Genomic DNA, 25,525 nt, shown 5'->3' with positions numbered 1-25,525 from the left:
GGACGGACTCTCCCCTACCTCGTCCTCCTGCGTGGGCCGCCGGACCTGCTCCGGACCTTCAACCGATCTCGCTGCAACAGCTTTGACACTGCCGACAGCGCACACCGGTGACCAACGGTCTTGGGTAGAACTTCTTGGGGTGAACTCGAAATAGGTTCGAACTCTCGAGCCACACTACCGGACACCCCTGGCGAACTCCAAAACGGGCCCCGACCTGCGCGCATCCGGACACGAAAGAGGCCGGCCCGGAGCGAACTCCGGACCGGCCTCTCGTCGAGCGTGTGACTACGCCTCGGCATCCTCGAGGAGGTTGCGGGTGCGGTTCGGGTCCACCGGGATGCCCGGTCCGGTGGTGGTCGAAACCGTGACCTTCTTGACGTAGCGGCCCTTGGCCGACGACGGCTTCGCACGCAGGATCTCGTCCAGGGCAGCGCCGTAGTTCTCCACCAGCTTGGCATCGTCGAACGACGCCTTGCCGATCACGAAGTGCAGGTTGGCCTGCTTGTCGACGCGGAAGTTGATCTTGCCGCCCTTGATGTCCGCAACGGCCTTCGCCACATCGGTGGTGACGGTGCCCGTCTTCGGGTTCGGCATCAGGCCACGCGGTCCGAGGACGCGGGCAATGCGGCCGACCTTGGCCATCTGGTCCGGGGTGGCGATCGCGGCGTCGAAGTCCAGCCAGCCGCCCTGGATGCGCTCGATCAGGTCCTCGGCACCGACTGCGTCCGCACCGGCGGCCTCGGCCTCGGCGGCCTTCTCGCCGGCGGCGAACACGATCACACGGGCGGTCTTACCGGTGCCGTGCGGGAGGTTGACGGTGCCACGGACCATCTGATCCGCCTTGCGGGGATCGACGCCGAGGCGGACGGCGACCTCGACGGTCGCGTCCATCTTCGAGGAGGAGGTCTCCTTCGCGAGCTTCGCAGCCTGCAGCGGGCTGTAGAGCTTGCTCGGGTCGATCTTCTCAGCGGCGGCGAGGTATGCCTTGCTGCGCTTTGCCATGTGTTCTGTCCTTACTTCTCACCGGCGGGTTTCACACCCGGGTGAATGGTTCAGTTGTGGTTGCGGGCCTGGCCGGCCCTCCCACGCGTTCGGTACTGCTCAGCTCGAAAGCTGACGAGGCTTCGCTCAGCCCTCGACGAGGATGCCCATGGAACGGGCGGTGCCGGCGATGATCTTCGCGGCGGCGTCGATGTCGTTGGCGTTGAGGTCTTCCTGCTTGGTCTTCGCGATCTCGCGCACCTGATCCATGGTCACGGTCGCGACCTTGGTCTTGTGCGGCTCGCCGGAGCCCTTCTGCACACCAGCGGCCTTGAGCAGCAGCTTGGCGGCGGGCGGGGTCTTCAGCTTGAAGTCGAAGGTCCGGTCCTCGTAGACCGAGATCTCCACGGGGATCACGTTGCCGCGCTGCGACTCGGTGGCCGCGTTGTAGGCCTTGCAGAACTCCATGATGTTCACGCCGTGCTGACCGAGCGCGGGACCCACCGGCGGGGCAGGGTTCGCCTGACCGGCCTGGATCTGAAGCTTGATCAGCCCTGCGAGCTTCTTCTTCTTGGGGGGCATCTTCGTTCCTAATTCTTGCGGTTGTGTTTCTTGCTGCAGTGCAAGTGTGGGGGCCGCGCGGACCTGCGAACCGTGCGGGCCTAGATCTTCGAGACCTGGTTGAACGACAGCTCGACCGGGGTCTCACGACCGAAGATCGAGACCAGGACCTTGAGCTTCTGCTGTTCGGCGTTGACCTCGCTGATGCTCGCAGGCAACGTCGCGAACGGGCCGTCCATGACGGTGACCGACTCGCCGACCTCGAAGTCGACCTCGACCAGCGGCTTCGCAACCGCCTCGGAGACGGCCTCGCCTGCGGCGGCGGCAGCGGCGGCGGGCTTCTTGGCGCCCTGCTGCGGCATGAGGAACTTGACGACCTCGTTGATCGTCAGCGGCGACGGGCGGGAGGTCGCACCGACGAACCCGGTGACGCCGGGGGTGTTGCGCACCGCGCCCCACGACTCGTCGTTGAGCTCCATGCGCACCAGGATGTAGCCCGGCAGCACCTTTCGGTTGACCTGCTTGCGCTGGCCGTTCTTGATCTCGGTGACCTCTTCGGTCGGGACCTCGACCTGGAAGATGTAGTCGCCGACATCGAGGTTCTGCACTCGGGTCTCGAGGTTGGCCTTCACCTTGTTCTCGTACCCGGCGTAGGAGTGGATGACGTACCAGTCACCGGGGGCGCGGCGGAGCGCGGCCTTCATCTCGGCAACCGGGTCGACGGCCTCCTCGACAGCGGCTTCCTCGGTGGGAGCCTCGCCCTCGCCGGACTCGCCGTCGACGGCGGACTCGTCGGTCACGGCCTCGTCGGCGATCACGCCGTCAGCGGACTCCGCAGCGACCGCGTCATCGGCAACAGGCTCTCCGGCCAGGGCCTCATTTGCGTCGTTATCGGGGGTGCTCACTGGCGCGCTCGCTTCCTCTCATTGCATGTCGGTGTCCGGGATCAGCCGAACAACCAGGTGACGCCCTTGATGAACGCCAAGTCCAATCCACTGATGTACGCCACCATGAACGCCACGAAGGCAAGCACGACCGTGGTGTAGGTGACCATCTGCTTGCGGTTCGGCCAGATCACCTTGCGGAGTTCGGCGATCACCTCACGCAGGAACCGACGCAGGCGCTTGAAGAGATTCTCCTTGCGCGGCTTGTCCGCCTTCGACTTCGCGGCACTCTTGGCGGGCTCGCCTGCGGCGGACTTGGCCGGCGAACCGGCGGCGACGGTGGTAGTCGCGGAAACGTCCGTGGCCGCGCTGGAACGGCGGCCCGGACGCTTGCCAGTCGGTCGAGAGGACGATGCGGCGGCATTCGCGGCGGCATCGTCGGTGCCCGAGGACCCCGCCGAGTTCTCGGCCTTTCCGCGATCCTCGCTCACCGTCGTTCCTCTCAGTTGCTGACATCCGGGGCAGGGGCGACAGGACTTGAACCTGCAACCTGCGGTTTTGGAGACCGCTGCTCTGCCAGTTGAGCTACGCCCCTTTGGTCGATCTGTGCTGCTCACAAACAGTGCACTCTCGCGAGTGCGCTCTCACGAGCCGATCAACCAACTCTGTGACCACACAACACGCGCGCCACCCCAGTCGGCACAACAAGTACCGAAGGGCAGCGCGCAGCGCTGAACAATCCCAGAAATCTCAGTGTACTGCACGGTGGTCTAACAAACCCAATCGGCTGGAAATCAGCCGAGTCGGACGGTTGCGGTGGCCCGACCGAAGATCTTCTTGCCGTCCACCTTGGCCACGATGGCGATCACCGCTGTGCGGTTCTCGTCGTCGACCGAGCGTACCTTACCGGTCAGCTCGATCTCGGCACCCCTGCCATCGTTGGGCACGTAGACAGGGCTGGTGAAACGGACGTTGTACTCCAGCACCGCGCCCGGGTCCCCGAGCCAGGACGTGATGTACCCGGCTCCGATACCCATCGTCAGCATGCCGTGTGCGACCGCCATTGGCAAACCCACTGATTGAGCGACCGCATCGTCCCAGTGGATCGGGTTCGGATCGCCGGCGACGCCCGCGTACTGAACCAGGTCGGACCGGGTCAGCGGAACGGTCTTCTCGGGCAGCTCCTGCCCGGCGACGACGTCCCCGAAACTCCGCAACGCCATCACTCGCCCTCCTCGACGTGCCGGCCCATCAGCGTGGTGTAGGTCGTGAGCACCAGCTCGCCGTCCTGATCGGTGATCTCGTTGCGGGTGACGATGATGTCGCTGCCGCCCATCACCCTCAGGGAGTCGACGTACACGTCGCAGTAGAGCCTGTCGCCGACCTTCATCGGCCTGCTGAAGACGAGCCGCTGATCGGTGTGCAGGATGTTGCTCAGGTCCAGCTCGAGGCCGAGGGTGTCGAAGAACTCCTCCTGCGCCATGAACCCGAACACCGAGATGAACGTCAGGGGCGTGACGAGGCCGTCGTAGCCGAGCTCACGCGCGGCGTTCTCGTCGCGAAAGGCCGGGTCGTCGTTCTTGACCGCCCGCGCGTACTCGCGCACCTTCTCGCGGCCGACCTCGTAGTAGTCGCTGAACCTGTGATGCAGGCCAACGAGATCAGCATTCAGTTTCACCGAAGCAGGACCCTTATCTGCACTGGACGCGGCTGCACTGGAACACAGCGATGGGCCGACCACGGGTTCACCCCGTCCCGGCCCCTGCGTCATAACCAAAAAAAATCGCGTGCCCCGCATCTGCGGAGCACGCGATTGATATTACTTGGATTCCCGATGCGCCTGATGCGTTCCGCAGTTCGGGCAGAACTTCTTCAGCTCGAGCCGATCAGGATCGTTGCGCCGGTTCTTCTTCGTGATGTAGTTCCGGTGCTTGCATACCTCGCATGCCAAGGTGATCTTGGGGCGAACGTCAGTGGAGGAGGCCACGGTATGCCTTCTTTCGGGTGAATCTGATCGGGATCAATCAGGGTGTGTTGCCATGTCGTCTTGTGTAGCGATGGCCGGACTTGAACCGGCGACACAACGATTATGAGTCGTTTGCTCTACCAACTGAGCTACACCGCCTCGGTGCATCGATGCCAGTCTAAGTCGAGTAGGCACCCAATCCAGCGAGCCCCCTAACGGAATCGAACCGTTGACCTTTTCCTTACCATGGAAACGCTCTGCCGACTGAGCTAAGGGGGCATGCTCCGCTGCGCGTTGCCGCGCTTTGAAGCCTTCCGAAGGTTACACAGTCTGTGTCCGGAGTTCCAAACCGCCTGGTCAGGACCCTTTTTCAAACTGTCTAACCACCAGGTCCCAGCGAGCTCGCACTCGCCGGGACCCAGGTGTGGCAGGTGTAGGATTCGAACCTACGTAGGCGTAAGCCGACGGATTTACAGTCCGCTCCCATTGGCCGCTCGGGCAACCTGCCTGGTGTCATCCAGGATTCCGCGTTCGACCCTCTCGGGCTTCCCGGTTCTCCCTGGCGCGATGAGAAGAATACAACTACCGGGGCGGGTTAATGCAAACCGTGTGGTTATCGTGGGTTCTCGAGCCCCCGGAGACCGGGTGGCGACCGACGAAGTAGGGAGAAAGACGTGGCGGATTCGTCCTTCGATGTGGTGAGCAAGGTCGACCGGCAGGAAGTGGACAACGCACTGCACCAGGCCGAGAAGGAGCTGAACACTCGCTTCGACTTCCGCAACACCGGCGCGACCATCGAATGGTCGGGCGAGGAGACCATCACCCTGACCGCGGACACCGAGGAGCGTCTGAAGGCGGCTCTGGAGGTCTTCAAGGAGAAGCTGATCCGCCGGGACATCTCACTCAAGGCGTTCGACGCGGGCGAGCCGGCCCAGTCCGGCAAGGTCTACAAGCTCAGCGGCTCGCTGGTGCAGGGCATCTCCTCCGAGAACGCGAAGAAGATCTCGAAGAAGATCCGCGAGGAGGGACCCAAGGGCGTCAAGGCGCAGATTCAGGGCGAAGAACTCCGGGTGAGCAGCAAGAAGCGCGACGACCTGCAGGCGATCATCGCACTGCTCAAGGGCGAGGACTTCGGCATCGCGCTGCAGTTCGTCAACTACCGCTAGGCACGCCCCGGTACCGATCCGACGAGAACGGCGCCGGTCACCCCGAGTGGGGCGACCGGCGCCGTTCTCGTCGGCGGGCACCCAGGATCAGCTCACGATCTCCTCGCTCCGGACGTCACGCACGAAGAGCGAGGCCACGACTGCCAGCAGCGAGATCACCGCCCCGCACAGGAACGCGGCGTGGATTCCGGACATCGCGGCGTCCAGCGCATCGGCACCCGCGGTCAACTCCGACGTGGTGCGGGTGGTCATCATCGTGATGAACAGCGCGGTACCCGCCGCTCCCGCGACCTGCTGCATCGTGCTCACGATCGCGCTGCCGTGCGAGTAGAGCCGCTGCGGGAGCGAGCCCAGCGACGAGGTCAGCAGCGGGGTGAACACGAAGGCGAGCCCCGCGTTGAGCAGCACGTGGATCCCGATGATCATGCCGGTGGCACTGCCTGCGTCGAGCAGCGTCATCAGCCACAGCGCGGCACTGACCGCCATGGTGCCCGGGAGCACCAGACGCCGGGCCCCGACTCGGTCGTAGAGCCGGCCGACCACCGGCGAGAGCACACCCATGACCAGCCCGCCGGGCAGCATCATCAGGCCTGTGGCGAGGGTGTCCCGACCGAGGACGTTCTGCAGGTACAGCGGCAGCACGATCAGCGAGCCGAACAACGCCATCATGCTCACCACCAGCACCGCGACCGCGATCGAGAACGGGGTGCTGGCGAAAGTGCGCAGGTCGAGCAGTGCGCGGTCGGTGCGCTGCAGCGAGAACTGCCGGGCCACGAACGCGGCCAGCGCGACGACACCGATGACGATCGGGATCCACGGCGCGACCGGAGTGTGCCCGGCGGCCGACTCCCCAATGCTGCTGAGGCCGTAGATCAGGCCACCGAACGCCACCGCCGACAGCAGCAGCGACAGCAGGTCGAACGGGGCCCGCCGGGTCTCGGTGACGTTCTTGATCAGCACCGCGCCGATCACCAGCGCCAGGATCGCGATCGGCAGCACGATCCCGAACATCCACCGCCAGCTCAGCGCCCGCAGGATCAGGCCCGACACGGTCGGGCCGATCGCCGGGGCCACGGCGATCACGATGGAGATCGTGCCCATCGTCCGGCCGCGGGACTGCGGCGGAACCAGGTTCAGGACGGTGGTGGTCAGCAGCGGCATCATCATCGCGGTGCCGCCCGCCTGCACCACCCGGCCCGCGAGCAGCAGTTCGAATCCGGGGGCCACCGCGGCGAGCAGGGTGCCGAGGCTGAACAGCGACATCGCGGTGATGAAGATCGCTCGCGTCGAGAACCGTTGCAGCAGATAGCCGGTCGCCGGGATCACCACGGCCATCGTGAGCAGGAACGCGGTGGTGAGCCACTGCGCGGTGCCTGCGGTGATCGACAGGTCCTCCATCAGCCGAGGCAGTGCGACACCCATGATCGTCTCGTTGAGGATCACCACGAACGCGGCCACCACCAGCAGCCCGATCACGAGCCGATCGGAGGAGGACAGGCCGGCCGGCGCCTCGTGCGATTTCGATGGTGGGTGGGTATCGACGGCGTCGACCTGAACATTCATAACTGTCAGTTTCACGCAATATGGCAGAGACTGTCAATTAGCCGTCGTCTGTAGTCTTGTCAGCTCCATGCCAGGAGAAAGCGAGCGGTCGATGCCACCCACACTCCGTGAACGACGGCGCCGCGAGACCCGCCACGAGATCAGCGACGCCGCCCTCGAACTGTTCGAGGAACGCGGATATGCCGGCACCACCGTCGACGACATCGCCGCACGCGCCGGCGTGTCACAGCGCACGTTCTTCCGGTACTTCCCCACCAAGGAGGACACGGTCCTCACCGGGGTCGAAGACCTGAGCACGGCGTTGGCCGCCGCCCTGACCGACGGCATGCCCGAGGACCTGGTGCTCGAGCACGTCGAAGCCGCTCACCTGAGACTTCTCGACGACCTCATCAGCGGGGACCCCGACGCCGTCCTACGGATCCTGCGCGTTCGGCGGCTGGTGATGAACGACCCCGACCTGCGCGGGGCCGCGGCGTTGATGGACTTCGAGAACGTCCGGAAACTGACCGAGCAGATCGCGGCCACCCTCTCCCCCGACGCGGATCCGGTGCTGCCGCGGCTGATCGTCGAGACGAGCTCCGCCACGCTGCGCGTCGCATTCGACATCTGGGTCGAGCACGCCGAGGCCGGGGAGGTGGCCGACCTCGCGGTGATCTACCGCGACTGCCGGGCGAAACTGCACGGGATCCTGGGCGCCCCACCGAGCGAACGGGAGCGCTGAGCGCTCCCCTTCGGTCCGCGCTGATGGCGCTACTCCGGCAGCCTTCTGCCGGCAAGATCCTCGAGGCGCTCGATCCGGTCGGCCATCGGCGGGTGGGTGGAGAACATCCGGCTCATCTTGTCGCCGGCACGGAACGGGTTGGCGATCATCATGTGCGACTGCGCGGCGATCTTCGGCTCGGGCGGCAGCGGCGCCGCCTGGGTACCGCGCTCGAGCTTGCGCAGCGCCGACGCCAATGCCAGCGGATCCCCGGTCAGCTCGGCGCCGGACTGGTCCGCCTGGTACTCCCGGGACCGCGAGACCGCCAGCTTGACCACGGTGGCGGCGATCGGCCCGAGCAGCGACACCAGCAGCAGTGCCAGTGGGTTCGGGCGGTCGTCGCCGCGGCCACCGAACATGCCGGCGAACATCGCCATGTTCGCCAGTCCGGAGATCACCGCCGCCATCGCCCCCGCCACCGAGGAGATCAGGATGTCCCGGTTGTAGACGTGTGAGAGCTCGTGCCCGAGCACCGCACGCAGCTCTCGTTCGTCGAGGATCTGCAGGATCCCGCTGGTGCAGCAGACGGCGGCGTTGCGAGGGTTGCGGCCGGTCGCGAACGCGTTCGGGGCCGCGGTCGGGCTGATGTACAGCCGCGGCATCGGCTGGTGTGCAGCGGTCGCCAGTTCGCGAACGATCTTGTAGATGATCGGCGCCTCGACCTCGGTGATCGGCTGCGCGTGCATCGCGCGCAGCGCCAGCTTATCGCTGTTGAAGTAGGCCCACGCGTTGGTGGCGACGGCCAGCACGATCGAGAAGATCAGGATGGTCCGGTTGTTGAACAGCGAGCCGATGAAGACGATCAGCGCGGACATGACCACGAGCAGGCCGAAGGTCTTCATCCCGTTCGAATACCGATGCACTGCCGCCTCTTCCCCGAGTCGATCACGACCGGCCGGCCGAACCGACCCGTCACCAAGTCAACGAGGGACCCCGAAGCTGGGTTCCCTCATCGGGGAACGTTACTTCAGCCGACCCGGGCAATCGTGTATTCGACCAGGCGTTTCAGCGCGTCGTTTGCCGGCCCTTGGGGAAGCTCTGCGAGCTGGGCGCGGGCCAGGTCCACGTACTCCCCGAGCTTCGCCTTCGCCGCGACCATGCCGGGCGACCGTTCGAGCAGCACCAGCGCCTCGGCGACCTCGTCGTCGTCGGTGACCGGTCCGTCCAGCAGCACCCGCAGTCGATCCGCGTCGGGTCCCTCTTCCCGCAGTGCGTAGAGCACCGGCAGTGTGTGGACACCCTCGCGCAGGTCGGTGCCCGGCGTTTTGCCGGACTGAGCCGACTCCGAGGAGATGTCGATGATGTCGTCGACGATCTGGAATGCGGTGCCGACGGCGTCACCGAGCCGTTCGAGCCGCTCGACGTCCTCGGCCGACGCTCCGGAGAAGGTTCCGCCGAACCGGCCGCAGGCGGCGATCAAGGAACCGGTCTTCTCCCACACCACCTTGAGGTAGTGCTCGATCGGATCCTGGCTCTGCTTCGCGCCGATGGTCTCCCGCATCTGCCCGGTGACGAGTGCGGCGAACGTCTCGGCGATGATCCGCACCGCGTCCGGCCCGAGCGTCGACACCAGCCGGGACGCGTGCGCGAACAGGTAGTCGCCGGCGAGGATCGCGATGCTGTTGTCCCAACGGGAGTTCGCGCTCGGGGCGCCGCGGCGCATCGACGCCTCGTCCATCACGTCGTCGTGGTACAGCGTCGCCAGGTGCACCAGCTCGACCACGGTGGCCGCGGTGACCACGGACGGGTCGGCGCCCCGCGGCCCCAACTGCGCGGTCAGCAGGGTGAACAGCGGACGGAACCGCTTGCCTCCGGCCTTGGCGAGGTGCAGTGCGGCCTCGGTGAGGAAGTCCTCCCCGTCGGACAGTTCGCTGACCAGCAGCGTCTCCACATCGGTCAGACCCGTCCGCACCGCCTCGGCCAGTGCCTGGTCGCCCAGATCCACACCGGCGACGACGGTGCTCGTCGCTTCGCTCGTGCTCACGATCTCAGTACCCATCCTGTTCTGACGAGGCGCCCGCAAACCGGACCCCACGGTCACCAGCCGACAACCGCCGGGTGCCACGGTAGTGAATCCATCGTCCACGTTCGGTACCCGGGCTGTCACGAGTCGCAACGACCGGCCTGACAAGATACTGCCGTGGTGCCTCCGCCTGCCGAAACCGATCAGCCCGAGCATGCCCGTCCCGAACCGGTGAGTGCCCCCGAACGGACCGAGGTACTGGTCGTCGGCGCAGGCCCGGCGGGGTCGGCCGCCGCGGCCTGGGCAGCGCGGTCGGGGCGCGAGGTCGTGCTTGCCGATGCCGCGACGTTCCCCCGCGACAAGACCTGCGGCGACGGACTGACGCCACGCGCGATCGCGGAACTCGAGCATCTCGGACTCGGTGACTGGATCTCGGAGCACCCGGTCAACCGCGGGCTGCGGCTCACCGGCTTCGGACACGAACTGCAGCTCCCGTGGCCGGACGGGTCGTTCCCGTCGACGGGCAGCGCGGTGCCACGGACCGAACTCGACGACCGGATCCGCCGGGTCGCCGTCGACTCGGGCGCGACGATGCTGCAGGGCGCGAAGGCGGTGGGCGTCGAGCGCGCTCCCGACGGCACCGCCGTCACTGCGGTGACCTTCACGACCCCGGACGGCCCGCGCACCGTTCGGTGCCGGTACCTGGTGGTCGCCGACGGGGTGCGATCTCCCCTGGGCAGGCTGCTGGGCCGCGAGTGGCACCGCGACACCGCCTACGGGGTCGCGGCCCGCGCGTATGTCGACTCCGGTCGCGCCGACGACGAGTGGATCACCTCGCATCTGGAGCTGCGTGACACGGCCGGGACCGTTCAGTCGGGATACGGCTGGGTCTTCCCACTCGGCGAGGGACGCGTGAACATCGGTGTCGGGACGCTGGCGACCGCCGCCCGCCCCGCGCCGGGCGCACTGCGGCCGCTGATCGAGTTGTACGCGAGCCGGCGCCGCGACGAGTGGCAACTGGACGGCCCGATCCGGTCGGTCGCGTCGGCGCTGCTGCCGATGGGCGGGGCGGTGTCGGGGGTCGCGGGCCCGAACTGGGCATTGATCGGTGATGCCGCCGCCTGCGTGAACCCGCTCAACGGCGAGGGCATCGACTACGGCCTCGAGACGGGCCGGATGGTGGCGGACGTGCTCGGCGCCGGCGACCTCACCGATCTGTGGCCGGCGGTGCTGCGGCGACGCTACGGCCGGTCCTTCTCGATCGCCCGCAGGCTGGCCGGACTGCTGACGGTGCCCGGAGTGCTGCCCGCGGGTGGCCCGGTGGCGATGCGGTCGCGGACGCTGATGACCGTCGCGGTCCGGGTGATGGGCAACCTCGTCACCGACGCGGACGCGGACCTCACCGCCCGCGCGTGGCGCGTCGCCGGCGCGTCGTCGCTGCGGCTGGACGGACGGCCCCCGTTCAGCTGAGCTCGGACCGGCTGAGGACGAAGGCCGGGAACCGGCCGACGACGGGCTCGCTGCCGAAAACCACCCGGGCATGCCCCGGATCCGAGTTGGGCTGACCGTCCTCGATCGCCGCGTAGATCCACGGCCCCTCGTCGAGTTCGACGATCGCGATGGTCAGCGGCTCGAGTCCCCGAGCACCCACCCCCGACGAGGCCGCGGAGGGGTCGAGCCGCGTCCAGGACACCACGGTTCCGCGACCCGTCGACGGCACCCATTCCAGATCCCCGTCGCAGGCCTTGCACACCCAGGTCTCGGGCGCGAACAGGGTCGCGCAGTGGACACAGGACCTGAGCATGAACGCCTCGGTCTCGAAGGGCCGGGTCACCGCGTCCACGCTCATGCCGGCACCTGCTCCCGCGACGGAGCCAGGACCCGGCCCACGGCGTCCCCGAATCGGGTGGGGTCGCCGATCGGCCAGCAGTGGTTGCCGGACACCATCACGACCTTCGGGTCACCGAGAGCCGCCCGCATCGACTCGAAGCTCGCCTCCGGGATCACGGCGTCCGCGGTCCCCCAGAGCAGCGTGACCGGAAGGCCCCGCTCGGCGAGCCGGGCGAGTTCGGGTCGCAGGTCGGCGGTGCGGGCGAGGTGCCCGGTCCGCCAGATCGCCCCCGGGCCGCGCAGCACGTTCGGCACCGCCGCACCGGCGATCGCCCCGACGACCTGGCCCACCGAGCGGGAACCGAGTGCGTCGGCCTGCAACCGCAGCGCCCAGTCCCAGAGCGGCCGTTCGTGGATGGGCCGGGCGGGCGACCACTGCGCCCCGCCGACGGAGTTGACGAGCACCAGTTCCCCGATGTGATCGGGTAGATCGTGCGCGGCGCGGGCGGCGACGCCGCCGCCGAACGAGTGCCCGATCGCGGTGACGGGGCCGCGGATACCGATGGCGTCGACGAACCGGCCGACCCAGCGCGCGTACCCGTCGAGGTCGCGCTCACCGGCGGGCAGTTCCGGGGTGCCACCGAAGCCGGGCAGCGCGGGGGCGTACACCCGTACCCCGCGGTGGGCGAGTTCGCGCAGGGCGGGCCGGTAGGCGGCGGGTCCGAGTCCCCATCCGTGCAGGAAGACGACCGGCCGGCCGTGACCGCCGACCGCGTAGTCCACCGTGGTCCCGTCGACGGGGACGCGGCGCCAGCGGACGTCCTGCGTGGGCCGCTGGAAGGCGGCCGAGGGAGATCTGAGTGTGGACTCGCGCATTTCGGGGTACCTCGACTTCGCGGCACTGTCGCAGAACGACTCGGGTAGTTGAGACGTTCATCACAGTGCCGTGAGTGCGCGGATCGCACGACGGTGGAATGACGGGGATGGGTACCTGTTTTTCCGTATTCGGGTACCTGAAATCAGGCGAAACCCCAGGTCACTGCTCGGCGCCGGCGTTGCTCGCCGACGCGGCCCGATGAGCCTGCTGCTCCACGTACCAGGCAGCGATCTGTGTGCGCGAGTTGAACCCGAGCTTCGCGAGCACGTGCTCGACGTGGCCCTGCGCGGTGCGCTGCGAGATCACCAGCTTCGAGGCGATCGCCTTGTTCGTCAGTCCCTGTGCGACGAGCTCGGCGACCTGCTTCTCGCGCCGGGTCAGGGTGACGGATTCCGGTTCCGGTGTCGCGGTGGCCTGCTGCACACCGAGCACGTACCCCAGTACCTCGTCGCACGTCATGTTTCGACCCTGCCGCCACGCCGACTCGAACACCGATTCGGCGAGTGCGTCACGGGCGCGCTTCTCCGCCTCCTCGTGGTAGACCAGCACGTTCGGCAGCAGCACGGTGGGACTGCCCACGGCCTGCGAACGGGCCTGCGCGGCACCCATGAGGACCGCCGACCGCCGATACCGTCCGCCGGCGGCGGCGATCCACGAGAGCACCTCGATGCACGAGCTGCATCCGAGTGGGTCGTCGACGACCCGTCCCAGGCGCAGGCCCTGTTCGAGCAGGTCGCTCGCGCTGTCGGGGTCGTCGATCCACCGGCTCAGCGCGAGCGCCAGCAGCGAGTACTCGCGGATCGCGGACTCGCCGTGTTCGGTGGTGATGTCGAGCACTTCCTCGTGGGCCGCGATCGCCCGGTCCTCGTCTCCGGTGACCGCGGTGGCGACCGCCACACCGACCAGCGACGTGGTCAGCCTCAGCAGGTCCCCCGAGGCCCGGAACCGGACGATGACCGACTCGAACGGGGCGATGGATTCGGTCAGCCGGCCCGCGAACAGCGCCTCCGACGCGACCGCCAGGTTGGTCAGCAGGTCGGCTTCGGGATCTCCCAGCTCGGCGGCCAGCCGCTGTGCCCGCGCCACCAGCTCGGCGGCCGGGACCAGGTCGCCCTGCGTGCCGGCGAGCACGCTGTTCACGTACAGCGCCTTGATCCGGTCGAAGCTCGGGGTGTCGGGATCGCGGTCGAGCGCACGATCGAGCCAGTGCCTGCCCTCACCGGACATACCGCGGCACAGCCAGTACGGGTAGAGGGCGGTGCAGATCCGCAGCGCGCCGTCCACCTCTCCCGGCTCGGTGACGCCGAAGGTGATCGCCTCGCGGAGGTTGGGCTGTTCGCGCTCGAGGCGGCGGATCCAGTCGACCTGCCGCGGGCCGATCCAGTCGGACTCGGCGGCGGCCGTCATCGACTCGTACCAGTCGCGGTGCCTGCGCTGCATCGCGGTGAACTCGCCGGCCTCGCGCAGTTTCTCCCGGCCGTACTCGCGCAGCGTTTCGAGCATCCGGTACCGGACACCTGCCCCGACCTCGTCTCGGATCAGGATCGACTTGTCCACCAGCGACGCGACCCCGTCGAGCGGGACGAGATCGGCCCCGTATTCCCCGCACACGCCCTCGGCGGCGTCGAGCTCGAAGCTGCCCGCGAACACCGACAGCCGCCGCCACATCACCTGTTCGGTCTCGGTGCACAGCTCGTGGCTCCAGTCGATGCTCATTCGGAGCGACTGCTGACGGGTCGGGGCGCCACGGCTGCCCTTCGTGAGCAGCTGGTAACGGTCTGTGAGCCGGTGCAGGATCTGCTCGGCGGACATCGCGCGCAGCCGGACCGCGGCGAGCTCGATCGCCAGCGGCAGTCCGTCGAGCTGCTGGCAGATCTGGGCGACCGCGACCCGGTTCTCGTCGGTCAGCGCGAAACCCGGGACCGCGGCGGCGGCGCGTTCCACGAACAGGGAGACCGCCTCGTACTGCGGCAGTCCCTCCAACTGGGTGGATCGCTGCGGATCCGGCACCGTCAGCGACGGCACCCGGAGCACCGCCTCGCCCCCGATCGCGAGGGGTTCCCGGCTGGTCGCCAGGATCCGCAGGTCGGGACACGTCCGCAGCAGGGCCTCGGCGAGCGCGGCGATCGAGTCGATCAGGTGCTCGCAGTTGTCGAGGACGAGCAGCAGGTTGCGGGACACGAGGTGGTCGGAGAGCAGCGCCAGCGGCGGGTACAGGGGCTGCTCCCGCAGCCCGAGTCCGCTGGCGACGGTGTCCGCGACCAGGTCGGGGTCGTGCAGTTCGCCGAGTTCGACGAGCCACACGCCGTCGGGGAACGCGCGGCGCGAGTCCTCGGCGACCCGCAGCGCGAGGCGGGTCTTCCCGACGCCGCCGATGCCGGTGAGCGTGACCAGGCGAGATGTCGAGAGCAGCCGCTTGGCGTCGGTGAGTTCGCGCCGCCGACCGACGAAACTCGTCAGCTCCTGGGGCAGGTTGCCCTGTGCACCGCGACCGCCGAACTGGTTCATAACCGCGTCACTCCCGTCCTAGTCTCGGGGCGCCCCGACAACGCTCCGAGAGTTACCGGCGGGCTCGGTGCAGTGCCACGATCCCACCGGTCAGGTTGCGCCACTGTACGTCCCGCCAGCCCGCCGCCTCAATCGTTCGCGCCAACTCGTCCTGCCGCGGCCACGCCCGGATCGATTCGGCCAGGTAGACGTAGGCGTCCGGGTTGGAACTGACGGCCCGCGCCACCTGGGGCAGCGCCCGCATCAGGTAGTTCATGTAGACGGTACGGAACGGACCGAAGGTCGGGGTGGAGAATTCGCTGACCACCAGCCGGCCACCGGGCTTGGTCACGCGGGCGATCTCCCTCAACCCGGCCTCGAAATCGGACACGTTGCGCAGGCCGAACGAGATGGTCGCCGCGTCGAAGACGGCATCCGCGTACGGCAGCGCCATCGCGTCGCCGGCGACCATCGGCACCCGCCGGGACGCCCCGGCGTGGAGCATGCCCTTGGAGAAGTCGGTGGCCACCACCCAGGCGCCGGATCGGCCCAGTTCCACGGTCGACACGCCGGTGCCTGCCGCCAGGTCGAGCACCCGCTCCCCCGGCTTCAGGTCGAGCGCGGCACGGGTCGCCTTCCGCCACTGCCGGTCCTGCCCGAACGACAGGACGGTGTTGGTCAGGTCGTAGCGCTTCGCGACCCCGTCGAACATCGACGCGACCTCGTGCGGTTGCTTCTCGAGCGAGGCCCGCGAGCCTTTCGTTGCTGCCACACCGCCAACCGTACAGGCGCGCCGGGTCACGCCGTCCGCCGCCGGACCAACCACAGGATCGGCGCCGCGACCAGCCACGTCACCACGATCACGGACCCGGCGGGCAGCAACGCGACCCGCACGTCGCGGCCCGACACCCGCACCAGGTCGGGATCCGAGCGCGCGTACTCGACGTCGATGCGCTGGCCGGCGGTCAGGTTGGTCGGGTACAGCACGCCCAGCCGCGGTGTGTGCGTCACGCCGTCCGGGGTGACGAAGCTGACCGCCGAACGCAGGGCGCCTGCGGAGAGCACCTCCGCCGTCGCGACACCCTTGTCGGAGTCGATGGTGTGGTCGTTGCGCCAGGCCGCGAGCACCAGCAGCACCGCGAGCACCGAGATGGCGACGGCGGCCACCAGCACCCCGCGGGTGACGCGTCGCGCGGTCGTGGCGGTCACAGCTGGGCCCGGACGGCTGCGTGCAGGTCACGCAGACCGGACCGGTCGGTGGCGACCTCGAGGACCCGGATGCCACGGCCGAACGGCTGCGCCAACTCGGTGGCGAGCTGGTCGCAGGTCACGGCGTGATGTTCAATCCGATAGGCGGCGCACAGTGCGGACAGGTCCATGCCGTGCGGGGTGCCGAAGATCCGCTCGAAGACGCCCGCGTACTGCGGGTCACCCTGCTCGAGCAGTTCGAAGATCCCGCCGCCGTCGTCGTTGGCGACGACGATGGTCAGGTCCGTCGGCCGCGGTTCCCCGGTGCCGATCAGAAGCCCGGACGCATCGTGCAGGAAGGTCAGGTCGCCCATCAGTGCGATTGTCCGGCCACCGCCGGCGGCGTCGGCGGCCAGTGCCGCGCCGACCGCGGTCGAGACGGTGCCGTCGATGCCTGCGACGCCGCGGTTCGACAACACCTTGACGCCGGGTCGCGGGTAGCAGACGAGGGCGGCGTCCCGGACCGGGTTGGACGCGCCGAGGAGCAACTGGTCGCCGGCGCTGCCGGAGGCGGCCGATCCTCCGCTGAGGGCGTCGGTGACGACCGCGGCGACGTGCAGTCCGGTGGCCCGCGGGTGCGCGGACAGTTGTTGACGAACGGCCTTGTCCGCGTGTTCGGTCAGGTGCCGGCAACGATCCAGCCACGACTGCGCGGGCGCCCCGCTCACGATGGCCCGGGTGCCGGTGGCCAGGACGTTGCCGGAGACGTCGGGCCAGCGCGGCCCGGTGGTCAGCGCGAACACCGACACCCGCGGGTCGGCGAGCAGCTTCGACACCGGGCGGTGCAGGGTGGGCCTGCCCGTGATGATCGCCTGTCGCGGGTTCAGTTGCGAGAGCGCAAGGGGGTGCACCGGCAGCCCGTGCATGGGTGCGGTCGGCTCGGCGACCGTCGGCAGCCCGGCGAGTTCGGGGCGGTGCGCCGAGCCGTGGCCGGAGATCACCACCGTGTCCGGTGTGAGGTCGATCTCGAGCGGCACGTCGAGGGTGGCGTGCGCCGTCGTGGTCCAGGCGGCACCGTCGGGCCTGCCCTCCGGGACCGGCCCCTGCGGATGTACGTCGGGCACCAGCGGCTCGCGCAGCGGGATGTCGAAGTGCACGGGTCCGGCGTTGCCGGAGCGGGTGCCGCGGGCGGCGGCGAGTACCCGGCACACCGCGCTGCGCCACTGGCTGTTCTGGTCGGCCCCCGAACGGAGCCCGCGGAACGACCCGTCGCCTCCCGCGCGGAGCCCCTCGCCGGTGGCCTCGGCGAGACCGAGACTGATCGTGGCCCGCACCTGGGAGCCGAAAAGCCCGAGCTGTTCGACGGTCTGGTTGGCGCCGGTGCCGAGCATTTCGTACGGCCGGTTCGCGGAGAGCACGACGAGCGGCACCCTGGCGTAATTGGCCTCCAGCACGGCAGGCCCGAGATTGGCGACAGCGGTGCCCGAGGTCATCACGATCGGCACCGGAAGACCGGAGCCGACCGAGAGTCCGAGAGCGAGGAAGCCGGCGGTGCGCTCGTCGATCCGCAGGTGCAGTCGGATCCGTCCGGCGGCGTCGGCGGCCTGCAGCGCGAAGGCAAGGGGCGCGTTGCGCGAACCCGGGCACAGCACGACGTCACGAACCCCACCGCGGATCAGTTCGTCGACGACTGCGGTGGCCTGGGCGGTGGACGGATTCACGGTTCCAGGGTGTCAGACGCCGCAAACGCGCTGCGCGCCTGTGCGCGCTTTTGGTGACTCCGGCCACCAAAAACGCGCACAGGCAGCGAAGCTGCCTAGCCGGCGTGCTTCTGGACGAGCGCGCCGAGCCGGGGCAGGGCCTCGACGACGTTCTTCTTCGCGGACGGACGCAGGGTCGAGTAGACCTTCTTGACCGCGCCCTTGCTGGTGCCCTCGATTTTCTCGTCGGTCACCCCGAGCAGGGCGTCCGCGACCTCGTCGCCGCGGGCGGTGAGGAAGTCACCGAAGCCCGCTCCACCGGCGGAACCGTAGTCCTGCCAGAACGGCTCGAGGCGGGAGACGAAGCTCGGCAGCAGACCCTCGACCGCGTCCGGAACGATCGACGGGCCGACCTTCTTGACGGCGCCGTAGCCGGTCTTGAGGGCCAGACCCGAGGCGCCGGACTTGTCCGAAACCTCGGCGTCGATGAGCTCCTGCACGTCCGCGACGACTGCGGGCAGCCGCGCCGGGTCGAGCAGGGTTTCGTTCAGTGCTGCAACCACTTTCAATGCCTCCGATAGTGCGTGAATGTAGAGCGCCGACCCTATACGACGACCCGACCCCACCATCAACTCCAGTCACCCAGACCACAGCAGCCACGAGAATCACGGAGCCGGTCGAACCGGACAGCAATCTCCCAGCGCACTCACAGCAGCGCGTGACAGCGGGCCATCCGATCCAACCACCACGCCGTGCGCTCGGACGATGCGGCCAGTGCGGCGAGTCGATCCTCGTCCGGCGTCACGGCGGCGACCGCGAGTTCTCCGCCGGACAACGGGAGCGGCGGAGCGACGTCGGCCTCGAAGAGGCCACCGGTGCCCAGCCCGCACGCGAGGTCCAGGGACGGCAGCGCCGCCGCGGCGGCCAGCCCGGTTGCGATCCCCACGGCGGAATCGAGGGCGCTGGAGACCACCACGCGCGCGCCGTACCCGGCCAGTTCGTCCGCCAGTCCCAGCAGGGCCCGGGTCCCCCCGAGCGGCGCCACCTTCACGACCGCGACGTCGGCGGCACCGGCACGGACGACGCGCAGGGGGTCGTCCGCGCGGCGGATGCTCTCGTCCGCGGCGATCGGGACGCGGAGTCCCCGCTCGGCGAGGCGCCGGCGCAGCTCGACGAGTTCGGGCACGGTGGCGCAGGGCTGTTCGGCGTACTGCAGGGCGCCGCCGTCGGTCAGTGCCGACAACGCCGCCATCGCCTCGTCGACGGTCCAGCCGCCGTTGGCGTCGACGCGGACGTGGTGGACGCGCTCGCGGACCACGGCGACGCGGGCGACGTCGTCGGCGAGGGTCTGGCCCCGTTCCGCGACCTTCACCTTCGCGGTGCGGGCACCGGGAAACCGGGCGAGGATCTGCGGGACCTGCTCGGCGGGGACGGCGGGCACGGTCGCGTTGACCTCGATCGACGCGCGGCGCGGCGGCGGCGGCCCGACCCACGCGCTCTCGATCGCCGAGCGCAGCCAGGCGGCGGACTCGGCGTCGTCGTACTCGGGGAAGGGCGCGAACTCGCCCCACCCGGCGGGTCCGCGCACGAGCAGCACCTCCCGCACGGTGATGCCGCGGAAACGAACCCGCATCGGCAGGGCGACCACCCTGGCGGTGGAGCGAAGTTCGTCGAGGGTGGGGCGGATCTGCTCGGGCGAAGCCTCGGCGGGGGTTCGGTTCTGCTCGGGCGAAGCCTCGGCGGGGGTTCGGTCGGTCACCGGGCGGCTCCTTCGGTCGAGGCGTCGACGAACGCGGCGTCACGCAGCAGCGGCACCACGCCGCTGGTGTCGATCTCGGCGGCGACGCCCACGTCCCCGGCAAAGCCCTTCGCCGTCAGCTCCCGGCCGCTCGCACAGTCGTCGAGCAGCGCGCCGATCGACGGGCGCGCGTCGACGAAGGCCGCTGCGGCCGCGAGCGCTTCGGGGGACATTCCGCGACCGCCGAGGTCGGCCAGCGCCTGCAGGACGGCCCCGGCGCCCCACAGGTCCTCGACGGCGGGGCGCAACGTGCCGTCGGGCCACCGCTCCCCCGCGGCGAGCACCGCGACGGATCCGGCGCCGCGGCCGGCGATCCAGCGGGCGACGGCGGACGCGTTGCGCAGGCACGCCCCGACGACGAGCGGCGAGGCGCCGACCGCGGTATCGGTGTCGGCGAGGGCGAACGCCAGCGCCGAACCGTTCGGCGACGGCAGCACCAGTCGCCGCGGCACGGCGCCGGCACGCAGGGACAGCGGCGACAGGCTGGGCTGTCCCGGCGCGGCGACGGAACGGCCGACCGCGACCACCGCGTCCCGCTCGGCCGCGTAGGAGGCGGCGCCGGCCGGGTCCCACGGGTACGGGTAGACGGCGGCGCCGGCGTCGAGCGCGACGGTCAGGGTCGTGGTGAACGACAGCACGTCGACCACGACCGTGACCTCGCAGCCGTCGGCGACGGCGGCCGCCCCCTCCCGGCCCCAGTCGAACCGGATCCGGTGCCCGTACTGGCGGTGCTCCGGGAGCACCGCCTTCGGACTGTCGAACGCGGACACGGGACTCAGGGCTGCCCGGGCAGGAGCACGATCATCAGCGCCTCGGCGTCGGCGAGCAGCGTGCCGTCGGGTTCGGTGAGCCGGGCGGTGACGAAGGTCTTGCGGCCCTCCACCCGGTCGACGACGCCCTCGACGACCAGTGGGGTCTCCAACGGGGTGATCTTGCGATAGTTCACGTGCAGGTAGCCGGTGCGGCTGATCGGGCGCCCGTAGGCGTGGGTGACCATGCCGAACAGGTCGTCGAACAGCAGCGGCAGCACTCCGCCGTGCGCGGCGCCGTTGCCTCCCACGTGGTAGCGCCGGAACACCCCGGTCGAGCGCACGCCGGTGGTGTCGAACTTCTCGATCGTCCACGGCAGCATCAGCAGGCTGCCGCGGCCGGGCAGTCCGACCGACCGGCCGGCGGGGTAGTGCCCCTCCGGTGCCCGATGCGGGGCCAGGAGCGCGGCGAGGGCCTCCGCCTGCTCGGCGGCCTGCTCGATCACGTCCTGCGGCGGCGCGGTGGACACGGCCAGGTCCTGCACGGTGCGCAGCGCCTCGACGAGCCGACCGAAATGTGGGCCGCCGTTGTCGGCGTCGGCCGCGTACACCGGGAATCCGCCGTGATGCTCGTAGTCGCCGTCACGCTCGGCCTTCTCGCTCATGACGTGCACGGTAATCCCCCACTCGGGTGCGGTCGCGCAGGCGGCGCCAACGCCGCCGCGCAGGCGACGACTCGCCCTCGGCCTATCCTTGCTCTCCGTGACCTTCAATCCGCAGCTGTGGCGTCCCGTCCCCGGGTTCGAGAACCTCACCGACATCACCTATCACCGGCACGTCACGCAGGGCACCGTCCGCGTCGCGTTCGACCGGCCGGAGGTGCGCAACGCGTTCCGCCCGCACACCGTCGACGAGCTCTACCAGGCCCTCGACCATGCGCGGATGACGTCGGACGTCGGCTGCGTGCTGCTGACCGGCAACGGCCCGAGCCCGAAGGACGGCGGCTGGGCGTTCTGCTCGGGCGGCGACCAGCGGATCCGCGGCCGCAACGGCTACCAGTACGCCTCGGGCGAGACGGCGGACACCGTCGACAAGGCGCGCGCGGGCCGGCTGCACATCCTCGAGGTGCAGCGTCTGATCCGGTTCATGCCGAAGGTGGTCATCGCGCTGGTGAACGGCTGGGCGGCAGGCGGCGGGCACAGCCTGCACGTCACCTGTGACCTGACCCTGGCCTCCCGCGAGCACGCCCGCTTCAAGCAGACCGACGCCGACGTGGGCAGCTTCGACGGCGGCTACGGCAGCGCGTACCTGGCGAAGATGGTGGGCCAGAAGTTCGCTCGCGAGATCTTCTTCCTCGGCGACACCTACACCGCCGAGGACATGCACCACATGGGCGCGGTGAACAGGGTCGTCGACCATGCCGAGCTCGAGGACGTCGCGCTGGAGTGGGCGGCGAAGATCAACGGCAAGTCGCCGCAGGCGCAGCGGATGCTCAAGTACGCCTTCAACCTGCAGGACGACGGCCTGGTCGGCCAGCAGCTGTTCGCCGGTGAGGCCACCCGCATGGCGTACATGACCGACGAGGCGGTCGAGGGCCGCGACTCGTTCCTGGAGAAGCGCGACCCCGACTGGTCGCCGTACCCGTGGTACTTCTGATCGACTCGCGCGGATGACGGTGCGGCCCGGACGCTTTCGGCGTCGGGGCCGCACGCCGTCACAGTGCGACCGCGAGCCGGTTCGTCGCGTCCTTGACGAGCGGTGCCACCTGGTCGAGGCGGACCTTGTGGGCCTGACCGGCTGCGCAGAGCGAAACGACGGTCCCGTCGCCGGCCCGCACCGCGGACGCAACCGACGCGATGCCGCCGTCGGCGATTCCGGAATTCGTTTCGGTGCGCTGCACGGCGATACCCGCCGCGCCGCGAATCCTGTTCAGTTCCCGGTGCAGACTCGGCAACGTCCAGCCGTCGAGCCGCTCCCCCGCATCGATCTCGGCGCGCACCAGGCGGTCGACCTTTTCCGGTGCGAGGGTGGCGAGCATGGCACGGCCGCCGGTGCCGCGGTGTGCGGCGAGCGACGACCCGACGCGGCTGCGGATCGCGAGCGCGAACGGGCCGCCGACCTTGTCGAGGAAGTGTTCTCGACCGCCCTCGAGCACCCCGAGGTGGACGACGAGCCCGGTACGCAGGTACAGCTCCTGCACGATGTTGCCCGCTGCCATGCGGATTCGGGCGTGGGTCGCCTGCGGGCCGACGGCGCCGAGTGCACGCGCACCGAGCCGGTACTCGCGGCCGTCGCGGCCGATCCAACCGAGGTCGAGGAGTTCGACCATGATCCGGTGCACGGTGGAGCGCGGCAGTCCGGTGCGGGTGGTGACGTCCTCGAGGCCGAGCCCCTCGTTCGGGTCGTCGAAGGCGTCGATGATCCGCGTCATCCGCTCGAGCATCGATTCCCGCCGGCCCTCCCGCGCCGCCGCGGATGTTCGGTCGCGGGGAGCGTCCGCCTGCCACTGTCCGATGTCGACAACCGTCACGGTGTCCGCCTCCCGTTCCCGAACTGAAATCAATTTCTTTCTACAGTGACCGGGGCCACAGCTCAAGTCCGGTCACGTCGCGGCCGCGACGGTCACCCGGCAGACGAAACACGTGCCCTTCCTTCAACGGTTCACCGGACGACGGGACGCCGCACACCGGGCGAAACTCGGGCAGACTGACCCCATGACCGAAGCCGTCGCCCCGGACGACCCGAGAGAGCGCCCCGAGAGCAGGCACACCCGACCGGACGGCGTCACCGACGCCGAGGTCGCCGCCGTGGGGAAGCTGTCCGAGGCCCTCGAGACGGTCGAACGAGCACGCGGCCAGCTGTACACCTTCCACCAGCTGATCGGGCACGCGGACAACCAGGTCGGCGAGGCCGTGGCCGCGTTGCGCGCCGCCGGCCATCCGGAGCTGGCCGGGGACATCGACACCGATCTGCTCGGCCGCAACGTGCTTCCGGGGAGGTGGACGTTCCAGGTGGTCGAGGAGTTCGACGACGGCTACTGGACGACGTTCCGGCGGTGGGACGCCGCCGCCCGGGAGCGCGTGCTCGGCGGACGCAGACACGTGAACGAGGCCGAGATGAAGGAAGCGCGGCGTACCCACGGCCGTCCGGGCCACGAGTCGCGGCCCGCCGATCCGGAACAGGAGTGACATGGAGATCCTGAGCAGCCGAATCATCCTGCGTCCGAAGGACTATCCGGCAACACTCGCGTTCTATCGGGACGCACTGGGCCTGGCGATCGCCCGCGAGTACCCCGGCGGGACGGTGTTCTTCGCGGGCCAGAACCTGATCGAGGTGGCCGGGCACGGCGGCGGCGACGTGGAGTCGACCTTCGAGGGCGCGATCTGGTTGCAGGTCCGCGATCTCGAGGACGCGCAGGCGGAGCTGATGTCCGCGGGGGTCACGATCGCGCGCGAGCCGAGGCAGGAGCCGTGGGGCCTGCACGAGATGTGGATCGCCGACCCGGACGGGGTGTCGATCGTGCTGGTGCAGGTCCCCGCCGATCACCCGCTGCGCCGCGACATCCGCTGACCCGATCCCGGCGAAACCCCCCGGCAGAATGCTCCGTTCAGTCGATCTACTCGACCGAACGATTCCGTTCACTCGGCTGCTCACTCGGACCGGCCGCAGCCGCTGCCTCGGCCTCCGACGCGGCGGCGGGCGCCGGGGCTCCGGCGCGGGCGAGGGCGGGGCGGGCGAGGAGTTCGACGGCGATCAGCGCGACGACCGCGATCAGGATCGTGACGATGACGACGATCCCGGACGGGTATCGCCAGAACACCAGCGCCGCAACCGCGATCGCGATGATCGCGATCCGCAGTGGCATCCGGAACCGGGCGGCGTAGGTCTCGACGGCTCGCGGCTCCCGTTCGGTGTCCGGGGAACGCAGCCGGTCCATCGACCGGCTGTACGCCCGCCGGATCGCGGTCGCGGACGGCGACGATCCGGACAGGTAGCCGACGATCCCGATCAGCACGGCGAGGACGAACACCGCCCGCACGGTCGTGCGCAGAGGCTGCGCGAGGGTGTCGAACAGGACACCGGCCGCATCGGGCGGCAGCACGTCGGTGGGCACCTGCCCGAGGTAGACGGACCGGCCGATGCTGATCGCGACGGCCAGGATCCCCATCCCGATCGCAAGGGCCGCCCCGACCAGCGCGAGCGCCCGCCGCCGCCCGCCGCGTGGGGCGGCCCAGATCGCCAGCAGCGCGGTCAGGAGGGTCAGCCAGGGCAGCACCGCCGATGCCTTGTCGAGCCAGTTCACCAGCCGCTGGGCCTTGACCAGGTCGGCCGACTGGAAGATCACGAAGGTCGCGTCGACGTCGGGCAGTTTGTCGACGAACGCGAATCCGCGCTGCACGAGCTCGGCCTTGACGGTGTTGATCATCGCGGCGAGGGAGATACTCACCTCGCCCTTGTCGTTGACCTTGAGGGCGCCCGAGTTCTCACCGGTGGCAACCGAAACCAGTTCCTGGTGCGCCTGCCGGTTCGCCTCGACCCACATGGTCTCGAACTGATCGGACGTGACGAGCCGCGACACGGTGTTGTGCACGAAGGACTGCGCCTGTCCGGCGATCACCGGGGCGAGGCCGACCACGGCCGGCGGCACGCGCGGTGCGACCTCGGTGAGTGCGCCGAGCGCGTCGGCGGTCATCTGCTCGACGTCGACCCGGGTCATGATCTGGTCGGTGACCTCGTCGGTCAGTGCCGCCTGCAGCGCGGGGTCCGACGCCAGCGGCGCCACGGTCTGTACGTAACGGTCGGTGTCGAGGATCTGACTGCGCGCGTACCGAGCCGCCACCGCACCGATTCCGAGGACCGCGACGAGCACGAGGAGCAGACCGGCGGCCGTCCACCGCAGCGCCGGATGTCCGGAGGTCGGAGGGGCGGCCGCGACCGCCGGCTGCGGCGCGGGCGGGGCCGCCCGCAGTTCCGCGACCTCACGTCGCAGCCGTTCCAGCTCGGCCCGCTCGTCCGGTGTCAGCGGTGCACCGTGCTCCGGTCCTGTCATCG

At 69.4% G+C, this 25,525-nt stretch carries 28 protein-coding genes and 4 tRNA genes; 6 read left to right on the top strand and 26 right to left on the bottom strand.

Annotated features, from left to right (window positions below):
- Nucleotides 1–285: 285 nt before the first annotated feature.
- The 11 genes from rplA to ACWDUM_RS24155 all read right to left on the bottom strand — a co-directional run bounded on the left by rplA (nt 286) and on the right by ACWDUM_RS24155 (nt 4,900).
- A complete protein-coding gene (gene rplA / locus ACWDUM_RS24205) occupies nt 286–1,002 on the bottom strand; it encodes a 50S ribosomal protein L1 (protein WP_450114428.1) in 717 nt (238 codons plus the stop codon).
- Between the two features lie 126 nt (nt 1,003–1,128).
- The gene (gene rplK, locus ACWDUM_RS24200) at nt 1,129–1,563 is read right to left on the bottom strand and encodes a 50S ribosomal protein L11 (RefSeq protein WP_450114427.1); all 435 of its coding nucleotides are present in this window, start codon (nt 1,561–1,563) and stop codon (nt 1,129–1,131) included.
- 80 nt (nt 1,564–1,643) lie between these two features.
- Complete coding sequence (gene nusG, locus ACWDUM_RS24195; protein WP_450135925.1) at nt 1,644–2,447, bottom strand: transcription termination/antitermination protein NusG; 804 nt, start codon at nt 2,445–2,447, stop codon at nt 1,644–1,646.
- Between the two features lie 41 nt (nt 2,448–2,488).
- Nucleotides 2,489–2,917, bottom strand: a complete 429-nt coding sequence (gene secE / locus ACWDUM_RS24190) for a preprotein translocase subunit SecE (protein ID WP_450114425.1) — start codon at nt 2,915–2,917, stop codon at nt 2,489–2,491.
- Between the two features lie 31 nt (nt 2,918–2,948).
- A tRNA-Trp gene (locus ACWDUM_RS24185) sits at nt 2,949–3,021 on the bottom strand.
- Nucleotides 3,022–3,220: 199 nt separating this feature from the next.
- Complete coding sequence (gene hadB / locus ACWDUM_RS24180; protein WP_450135924.1) at nt 3,221–3,649, bottom strand: (3R)-hydroxyacyl-ACP dehydratase subunit HadB; 429 nt, start codon at nt 3,647–3,649, stop codon at nt 3,221–3,223.
- Nucleotides 3,649–4,104, bottom strand: coding sequence for a (3R)-hydroxyacyl-ACP dehydratase subunit HadA (gene hadA, locus ACWDUM_RS24175; protein WP_450114423.1), 456 nt, complete (start codon nt 4,102–4,104; stop codon nt 3,649–3,651). The genes hadB and hadA overlap by 1 nt, the downstream gene beginning before the upstream one ends.
- Before the next feature lie 141 nt (nt 4,105–4,245).
- A complete protein-coding gene (rpmG, locus tag ACWDUM_RS24170) occupies nt 4,246–4,413 on the bottom strand; it encodes a 50S ribosomal protein L33 (protein WP_031937658.1) in 168 nt (55 codons plus the stop codon).
- Nucleotides 4,414–4,478: 65 nt separating this feature from the next.
- Nucleotides 4,479–4,551, bottom strand: a tRNA-Met gene (locus ACWDUM_RS24165).
- Between the two features lie 47 nt (nt 4,552–4,598).
- Nucleotides 4,599–4,671 (bottom strand) — tRNA-Thr (locus ACWDUM_RS24160).
- A 146-nt stretch (nt 4,672–4,817) separates the two neighbouring features.
- Nucleotides 4,818–4,900, bottom strand: a tRNA-Tyr gene (locus ACWDUM_RS24155).
- A 166-nt stretch (nt 4,901–5,066) separates the two neighbouring features.
- Between ACWDUM_RS24155 and ACWDUM_RS24150 the strand changes: the two genes are divergently transcribed.
- Nucleotides 5,067–5,558: a YajQ family cyclic di-GMP-binding protein gene (locus ACWDUM_RS24150; protein WP_450114422.1), complete on the top strand. Its 492-nt coding sequence runs from the start codon at nt 5,067–5,069 to the stop codon at nt 5,556–5,558.
- A gap of 87 nt (nt 5,559–5,645) precedes the next feature.
- Here the strand turns inward: ACWDUM_RS24150 and ACWDUM_RS24145 are convergent, their stop codons facing one another.
- Nucleotides 5,646–7,121 (bottom strand): MDR family MFS transporter, encoded by a 1,476-nt coding sequence (locus ACWDUM_RS24145; protein WP_450135923.1) that lies wholly within the window; start codon nt 7,119–7,121, stop codon nt 5,646–5,648.
- Between the two features lie 91 nt (nt 7,122–7,212).
- Between ACWDUM_RS24145 and ACWDUM_RS24140 the strand changes: the two genes are divergently transcribed.
- Nucleotides 7,213–7,842: a TetR family transcriptional regulator gene (locus ACWDUM_RS24140; protein WP_450114420.1), complete on the top strand. Its 630-nt coding sequence runs from the start codon at nt 7,213–7,215 to the stop codon at nt 7,840–7,842.
- Nucleotides 7,843–7,871: 29 nt separating this feature from the next.
- Here ACWDUM_RS24140 and htpX read toward each other — a convergent pair whose 3' ends face one another.
- Nucleotides 7,872–8,744, bottom strand: a complete 873-nt coding sequence (gene htpX, locus ACWDUM_RS24135) for a zinc metalloprotease HtpX (protein ID WP_450114419.1) — start codon at nt 8,742–8,744, stop codon at nt 7,872–7,874.
- 104 nt (nt 8,745–8,848) lie between these two features.
- Nucleotides 8,849–9,880: a polyprenyl synthetase family protein gene (locus ACWDUM_RS24130; protein ID WP_450114418.1), complete on the bottom strand. Its 1,032-nt coding sequence runs from the start codon at nt 9,878–9,880 to the stop codon at nt 8,849–8,851.
- Between the two features lie 195 nt (nt 9,881–10,075).
- On the opposite strand from ACWDUM_RS24130, the gene ACWDUM_RS24125 reads away from it, so the two are divergent.
- Nucleotides 10,076–11,314 (top strand): geranylgeranyl reductase family protein, encoded by a 1,239-nt coding sequence (locus ACWDUM_RS24125; protein WP_450136036.1) that lies wholly within the window; start codon nt 10,076–10,078, stop codon nt 11,312–11,314.
- Here the strand turns inward: ACWDUM_RS24125 and ACWDUM_RS24120 are convergent.
- From ACWDUM_RS24120 to ACWDUM_RS24075, 10 genes are all read right to left on the bottom strand, one after another.
- Nucleotides 11,307–11,693, bottom strand: a complete 387-nt coding sequence (locus ACWDUM_RS24120; protein ID WP_450135922.1) for a Zn-ribbon domain-containing OB-fold protein — start codon at nt 11,691–11,693, stop codon at nt 11,307–11,309. The two genes, ACWDUM_RS24125 and ACWDUM_RS24120, sit on opposite strands and share 8 nt — an antisense overlap.
- Nucleotides 11,690–12,550, bottom strand: coding sequence for an alpha/beta fold hydrolase (locus ACWDUM_RS24115; RefSeq protein WP_450114416.1), 861 nt, complete (start codon nt 12,548–12,550; stop codon nt 11,690–11,692). Before ACWDUM_RS24115 ends, ACWDUM_RS24120 begins: the two co-directional genes overlap by 4 nt.
- A gap of 160 nt (nt 12,551–12,710) precedes the next feature.
- A complete protein-coding gene (locus ACWDUM_RS24110) occupies nt 12,711–15,059 on the bottom strand; it encodes an ATP-binding protein (RefSeq protein WP_450135921.1) in 2,349 nt (782 codons plus the stop codon).
- Nucleotides 15,060–15,111: 52 nt separating this feature from the next.
- Nucleotides 15,112–15,810: a demethylmenaquinone methyltransferase gene (locus ACWDUM_RS24105; protein WP_450135920.1), complete on the bottom strand. Its 699-nt coding sequence runs from the start codon at nt 15,808–15,810 to the stop codon at nt 15,112–15,114.
- Between the two features lie 26 nt (nt 15,811–15,836).
- Nucleotides 15,837–16,247 carry a DUF3592 domain-containing protein gene (locus ACWDUM_RS24100; RefSeq protein ID WP_450114413.1) on the bottom strand — a complete coding sequence of 137 codons (411 nt, stop codon included), beginning with the start codon at nt 16,245–16,247 and terminating at the stop codon, nt 15,837–15,839.
- Entirely contained in the window at nt 16,244–17,947 is a 1,704-nt protein-coding gene (gene menD, locus ACWDUM_RS24095) for a 2-succinyl-5-enolpyruvyl-6-hydroxy-3-cyclohexene-1-carboxylate synthase (RefSeq protein WP_450135919.1), read from the bottom strand. The genes ACWDUM_RS24100 and menD overlap by 4 nt, the downstream gene beginning before the upstream one ends.
- 95 nt (nt 17,948–18,042) lie before the next feature.
- A complete protein-coding gene (locus ACWDUM_RS24090; protein WP_450114411.1) occupies nt 18,043–18,489 on the bottom strand; it encodes a DUF6918 family protein in 447 nt (148 codons plus the stop codon).
- Between the two features lie 143 nt (nt 18,490–18,632).
- A complete protein-coding gene (locus ACWDUM_RS24085) occupies nt 18,633–19,613 on the bottom strand; it encodes an o-succinylbenzoate synthase (RefSeq protein WP_450136035.1) in 981 nt (326 codons plus the stop codon).
- 68 nt (nt 19,614–19,681) lie between these two features.
- Entirely contained in the window at nt 19,682–20,467 is a 786-nt protein-coding gene (locus ACWDUM_RS24080) for a 2-phosphosulfolactate phosphatase (protein WP_450136034.1), read from the bottom strand.
- 32 nt (nt 20,468–20,499) lie between these two features.
- Nucleotides 20,500–21,138 (bottom strand): PaaI family thioesterase, encoded by a 639-nt coding sequence (locus ACWDUM_RS24075; RefSeq protein ID WP_450135918.1) that lies wholly within the window; start codon nt 21,136–21,138, stop codon nt 20,500–20,502.
- 97 nt (nt 21,139–21,235) lie between these two features.
- On the opposite strand from ACWDUM_RS24075, the gene ACWDUM_RS24070 reads away from it, so the two are divergent.
- Nucleotides 21,236–22,129, top strand: a complete 894-nt coding sequence (locus tag ACWDUM_RS24070; protein ID WP_450135917.1) for a 1,4-dihydroxy-2-naphthoyl-CoA synthase — start codon at nt 21,236–21,238, stop codon at nt 22,127–22,129.
- A gap of 58 nt (nt 22,130–22,187) precedes the next feature.
- Here ACWDUM_RS24070 and ACWDUM_RS24065 read toward each other — a convergent pair whose 3' ends face one another.
- The gene (locus tag ACWDUM_RS24065; RefSeq protein ID WP_450114408.1) at nt 22,188–23,003 is read right to left on the bottom strand and encodes an IclR family transcriptional regulator; all 816 of its coding nucleotides are present in this window, start codon (nt 23,001–23,003) and stop codon (nt 22,188–22,190) included.
- A 184-nt stretch (nt 23,004–23,187) separates the two neighbouring features.
- On the opposite strand from ACWDUM_RS24065, the gene ACWDUM_RS24060 reads away from it, so the two are divergent.
- Nucleotides 23,188–23,661, top strand: a complete 474-nt coding sequence (locus tag ACWDUM_RS24060; protein WP_450114407.1) for a hypothetical protein — start codon at nt 23,188–23,190, stop codon at nt 23,659–23,661.
- A gap of 1 nt (nt 23,662) precedes the next feature.
- Complete coding sequence (locus ACWDUM_RS24055; RefSeq protein WP_450135916.1) at nt 23,663–24,043, top strand: VOC family protein; 381 nt, start codon at nt 23,663–23,665, stop codon at nt 24,041–24,043.
- Nucleotides 24,044–24,089: 46 nt separating this feature from the next.
- On the opposite strand, the gene ACWDUM_RS24050 is transcribed toward ACWDUM_RS24055, so the two are convergent.
- Nucleotides 24,090–25,523 carry a hypothetical protein gene (locus ACWDUM_RS24050; RefSeq protein ID WP_450135915.1) on the bottom strand — a complete coding sequence of 478 codons (1,434 nt, stop codon included), beginning with the start codon at nt 25,521–25,523 and terminating at the stop codon, nt 24,090–24,092.
- Nucleotides 25,524–25,525 lie beyond the last annotated feature (2 nt).

It is taken from the genome of Rhodococcus sp. NPDC003322 (genome assembly GCF_053589555.1).
This window is presented reverse-complemented; position numbering and strand designations above follow the sequence as displayed.

Excerpts from the sequence above, each read along its gene's own strand:
- hadB (WP_450135924.1), bottom strand. The coding sequence starts at position 3,649 with ATGGCGTTGCGGAGTTTCGGGGACGTCGTCGCCGGGCAGGAGCTGCCC.
- ACWDUM_RS24110 (WP_450135921.1), bottom strand. The coding sequence starts at position 15,059 with ATGAACCAGTTCGGCGGTCGCGGTGCACAGGGCAACCTGCCCCAGGAG.
- ACWDUM_RS24075 (WP_450135918.1), bottom strand. The coding sequence starts at position 21,138 with ATGAGCGAGAAGGCCGAGCGTGACGGCGACTACGAGCATCACGGCGGA.
- ACWDUM_RS24140 (WP_450114420.1), top strand. The coding sequence starts at position 7,213 with ATGCCACCCACACTCCGTGAACGACGGCGCCGCGAGACCCGCCACGAG.
- ACWDUM_RS24055 (WP_450135916.1), top strand. The coding sequence starts at position 23,663 with ATGGAGATCCTGAGCAGCCGAATCATCCTGCGTCCGAAGGACTATCCG.
- ACWDUM_RS24130 (WP_450114418.1), bottom strand. The coding sequence starts at position 9,880 with ATGGGTACTGAGATCGTGAGCACGAGCGAAGCGACGAGCACCGTCGTC.
- rplA (WP_450114428.1), bottom strand. The coding sequence starts at position 1,002 with ATGGCAAAGCGCAGCAAGGCATACCTCGCCGCCGCTGAGAAGATCGAC.
- ACWDUM_RS24145 (WP_450135923.1), bottom strand. The coding sequence starts at position 7,121 with ATGAATGTTCAGGTCGACGCCGTCGATACCCACCCACCATCGAAATCG.
- ACWDUM_RS24050 (WP_450135915.1), bottom strand. The coding sequence starts at position 25,523 with ATGACAGGACCGGAGCACGGTGCACCGCTGACACCGGACGAGCGGGCC.
- ACWDUM_RS24060 (WP_450114407.1), top strand. The coding sequence starts at position 23,188 with ATGACCGAAGCCGTCGCCCCGGACGACCCGAGAGAGCGCCCCGAGAGC.
- rplK (WP_450114427.1), bottom strand. The coding sequence starts at position 1,563 with ATGCCCCCCAAGAAGAAGAAGCTCGCAGGGCTGATCAAGCTTCAGATC.
- ACWDUM_RS24115 (WP_450114416.1), bottom strand. The coding sequence starts at position 12,550 with ATGCGCGAGTCCACACTCAGATCTCCCTCGGCCGCCTTCCAGCGGCCC.
- ACWDUM_RS24120 (WP_450135922.1), bottom strand. The coding sequence starts at position 11,693 with ATGAGCGTGGACGCGGTGACCCGGCCCTTCGAGACCGAGGCGTTCATG.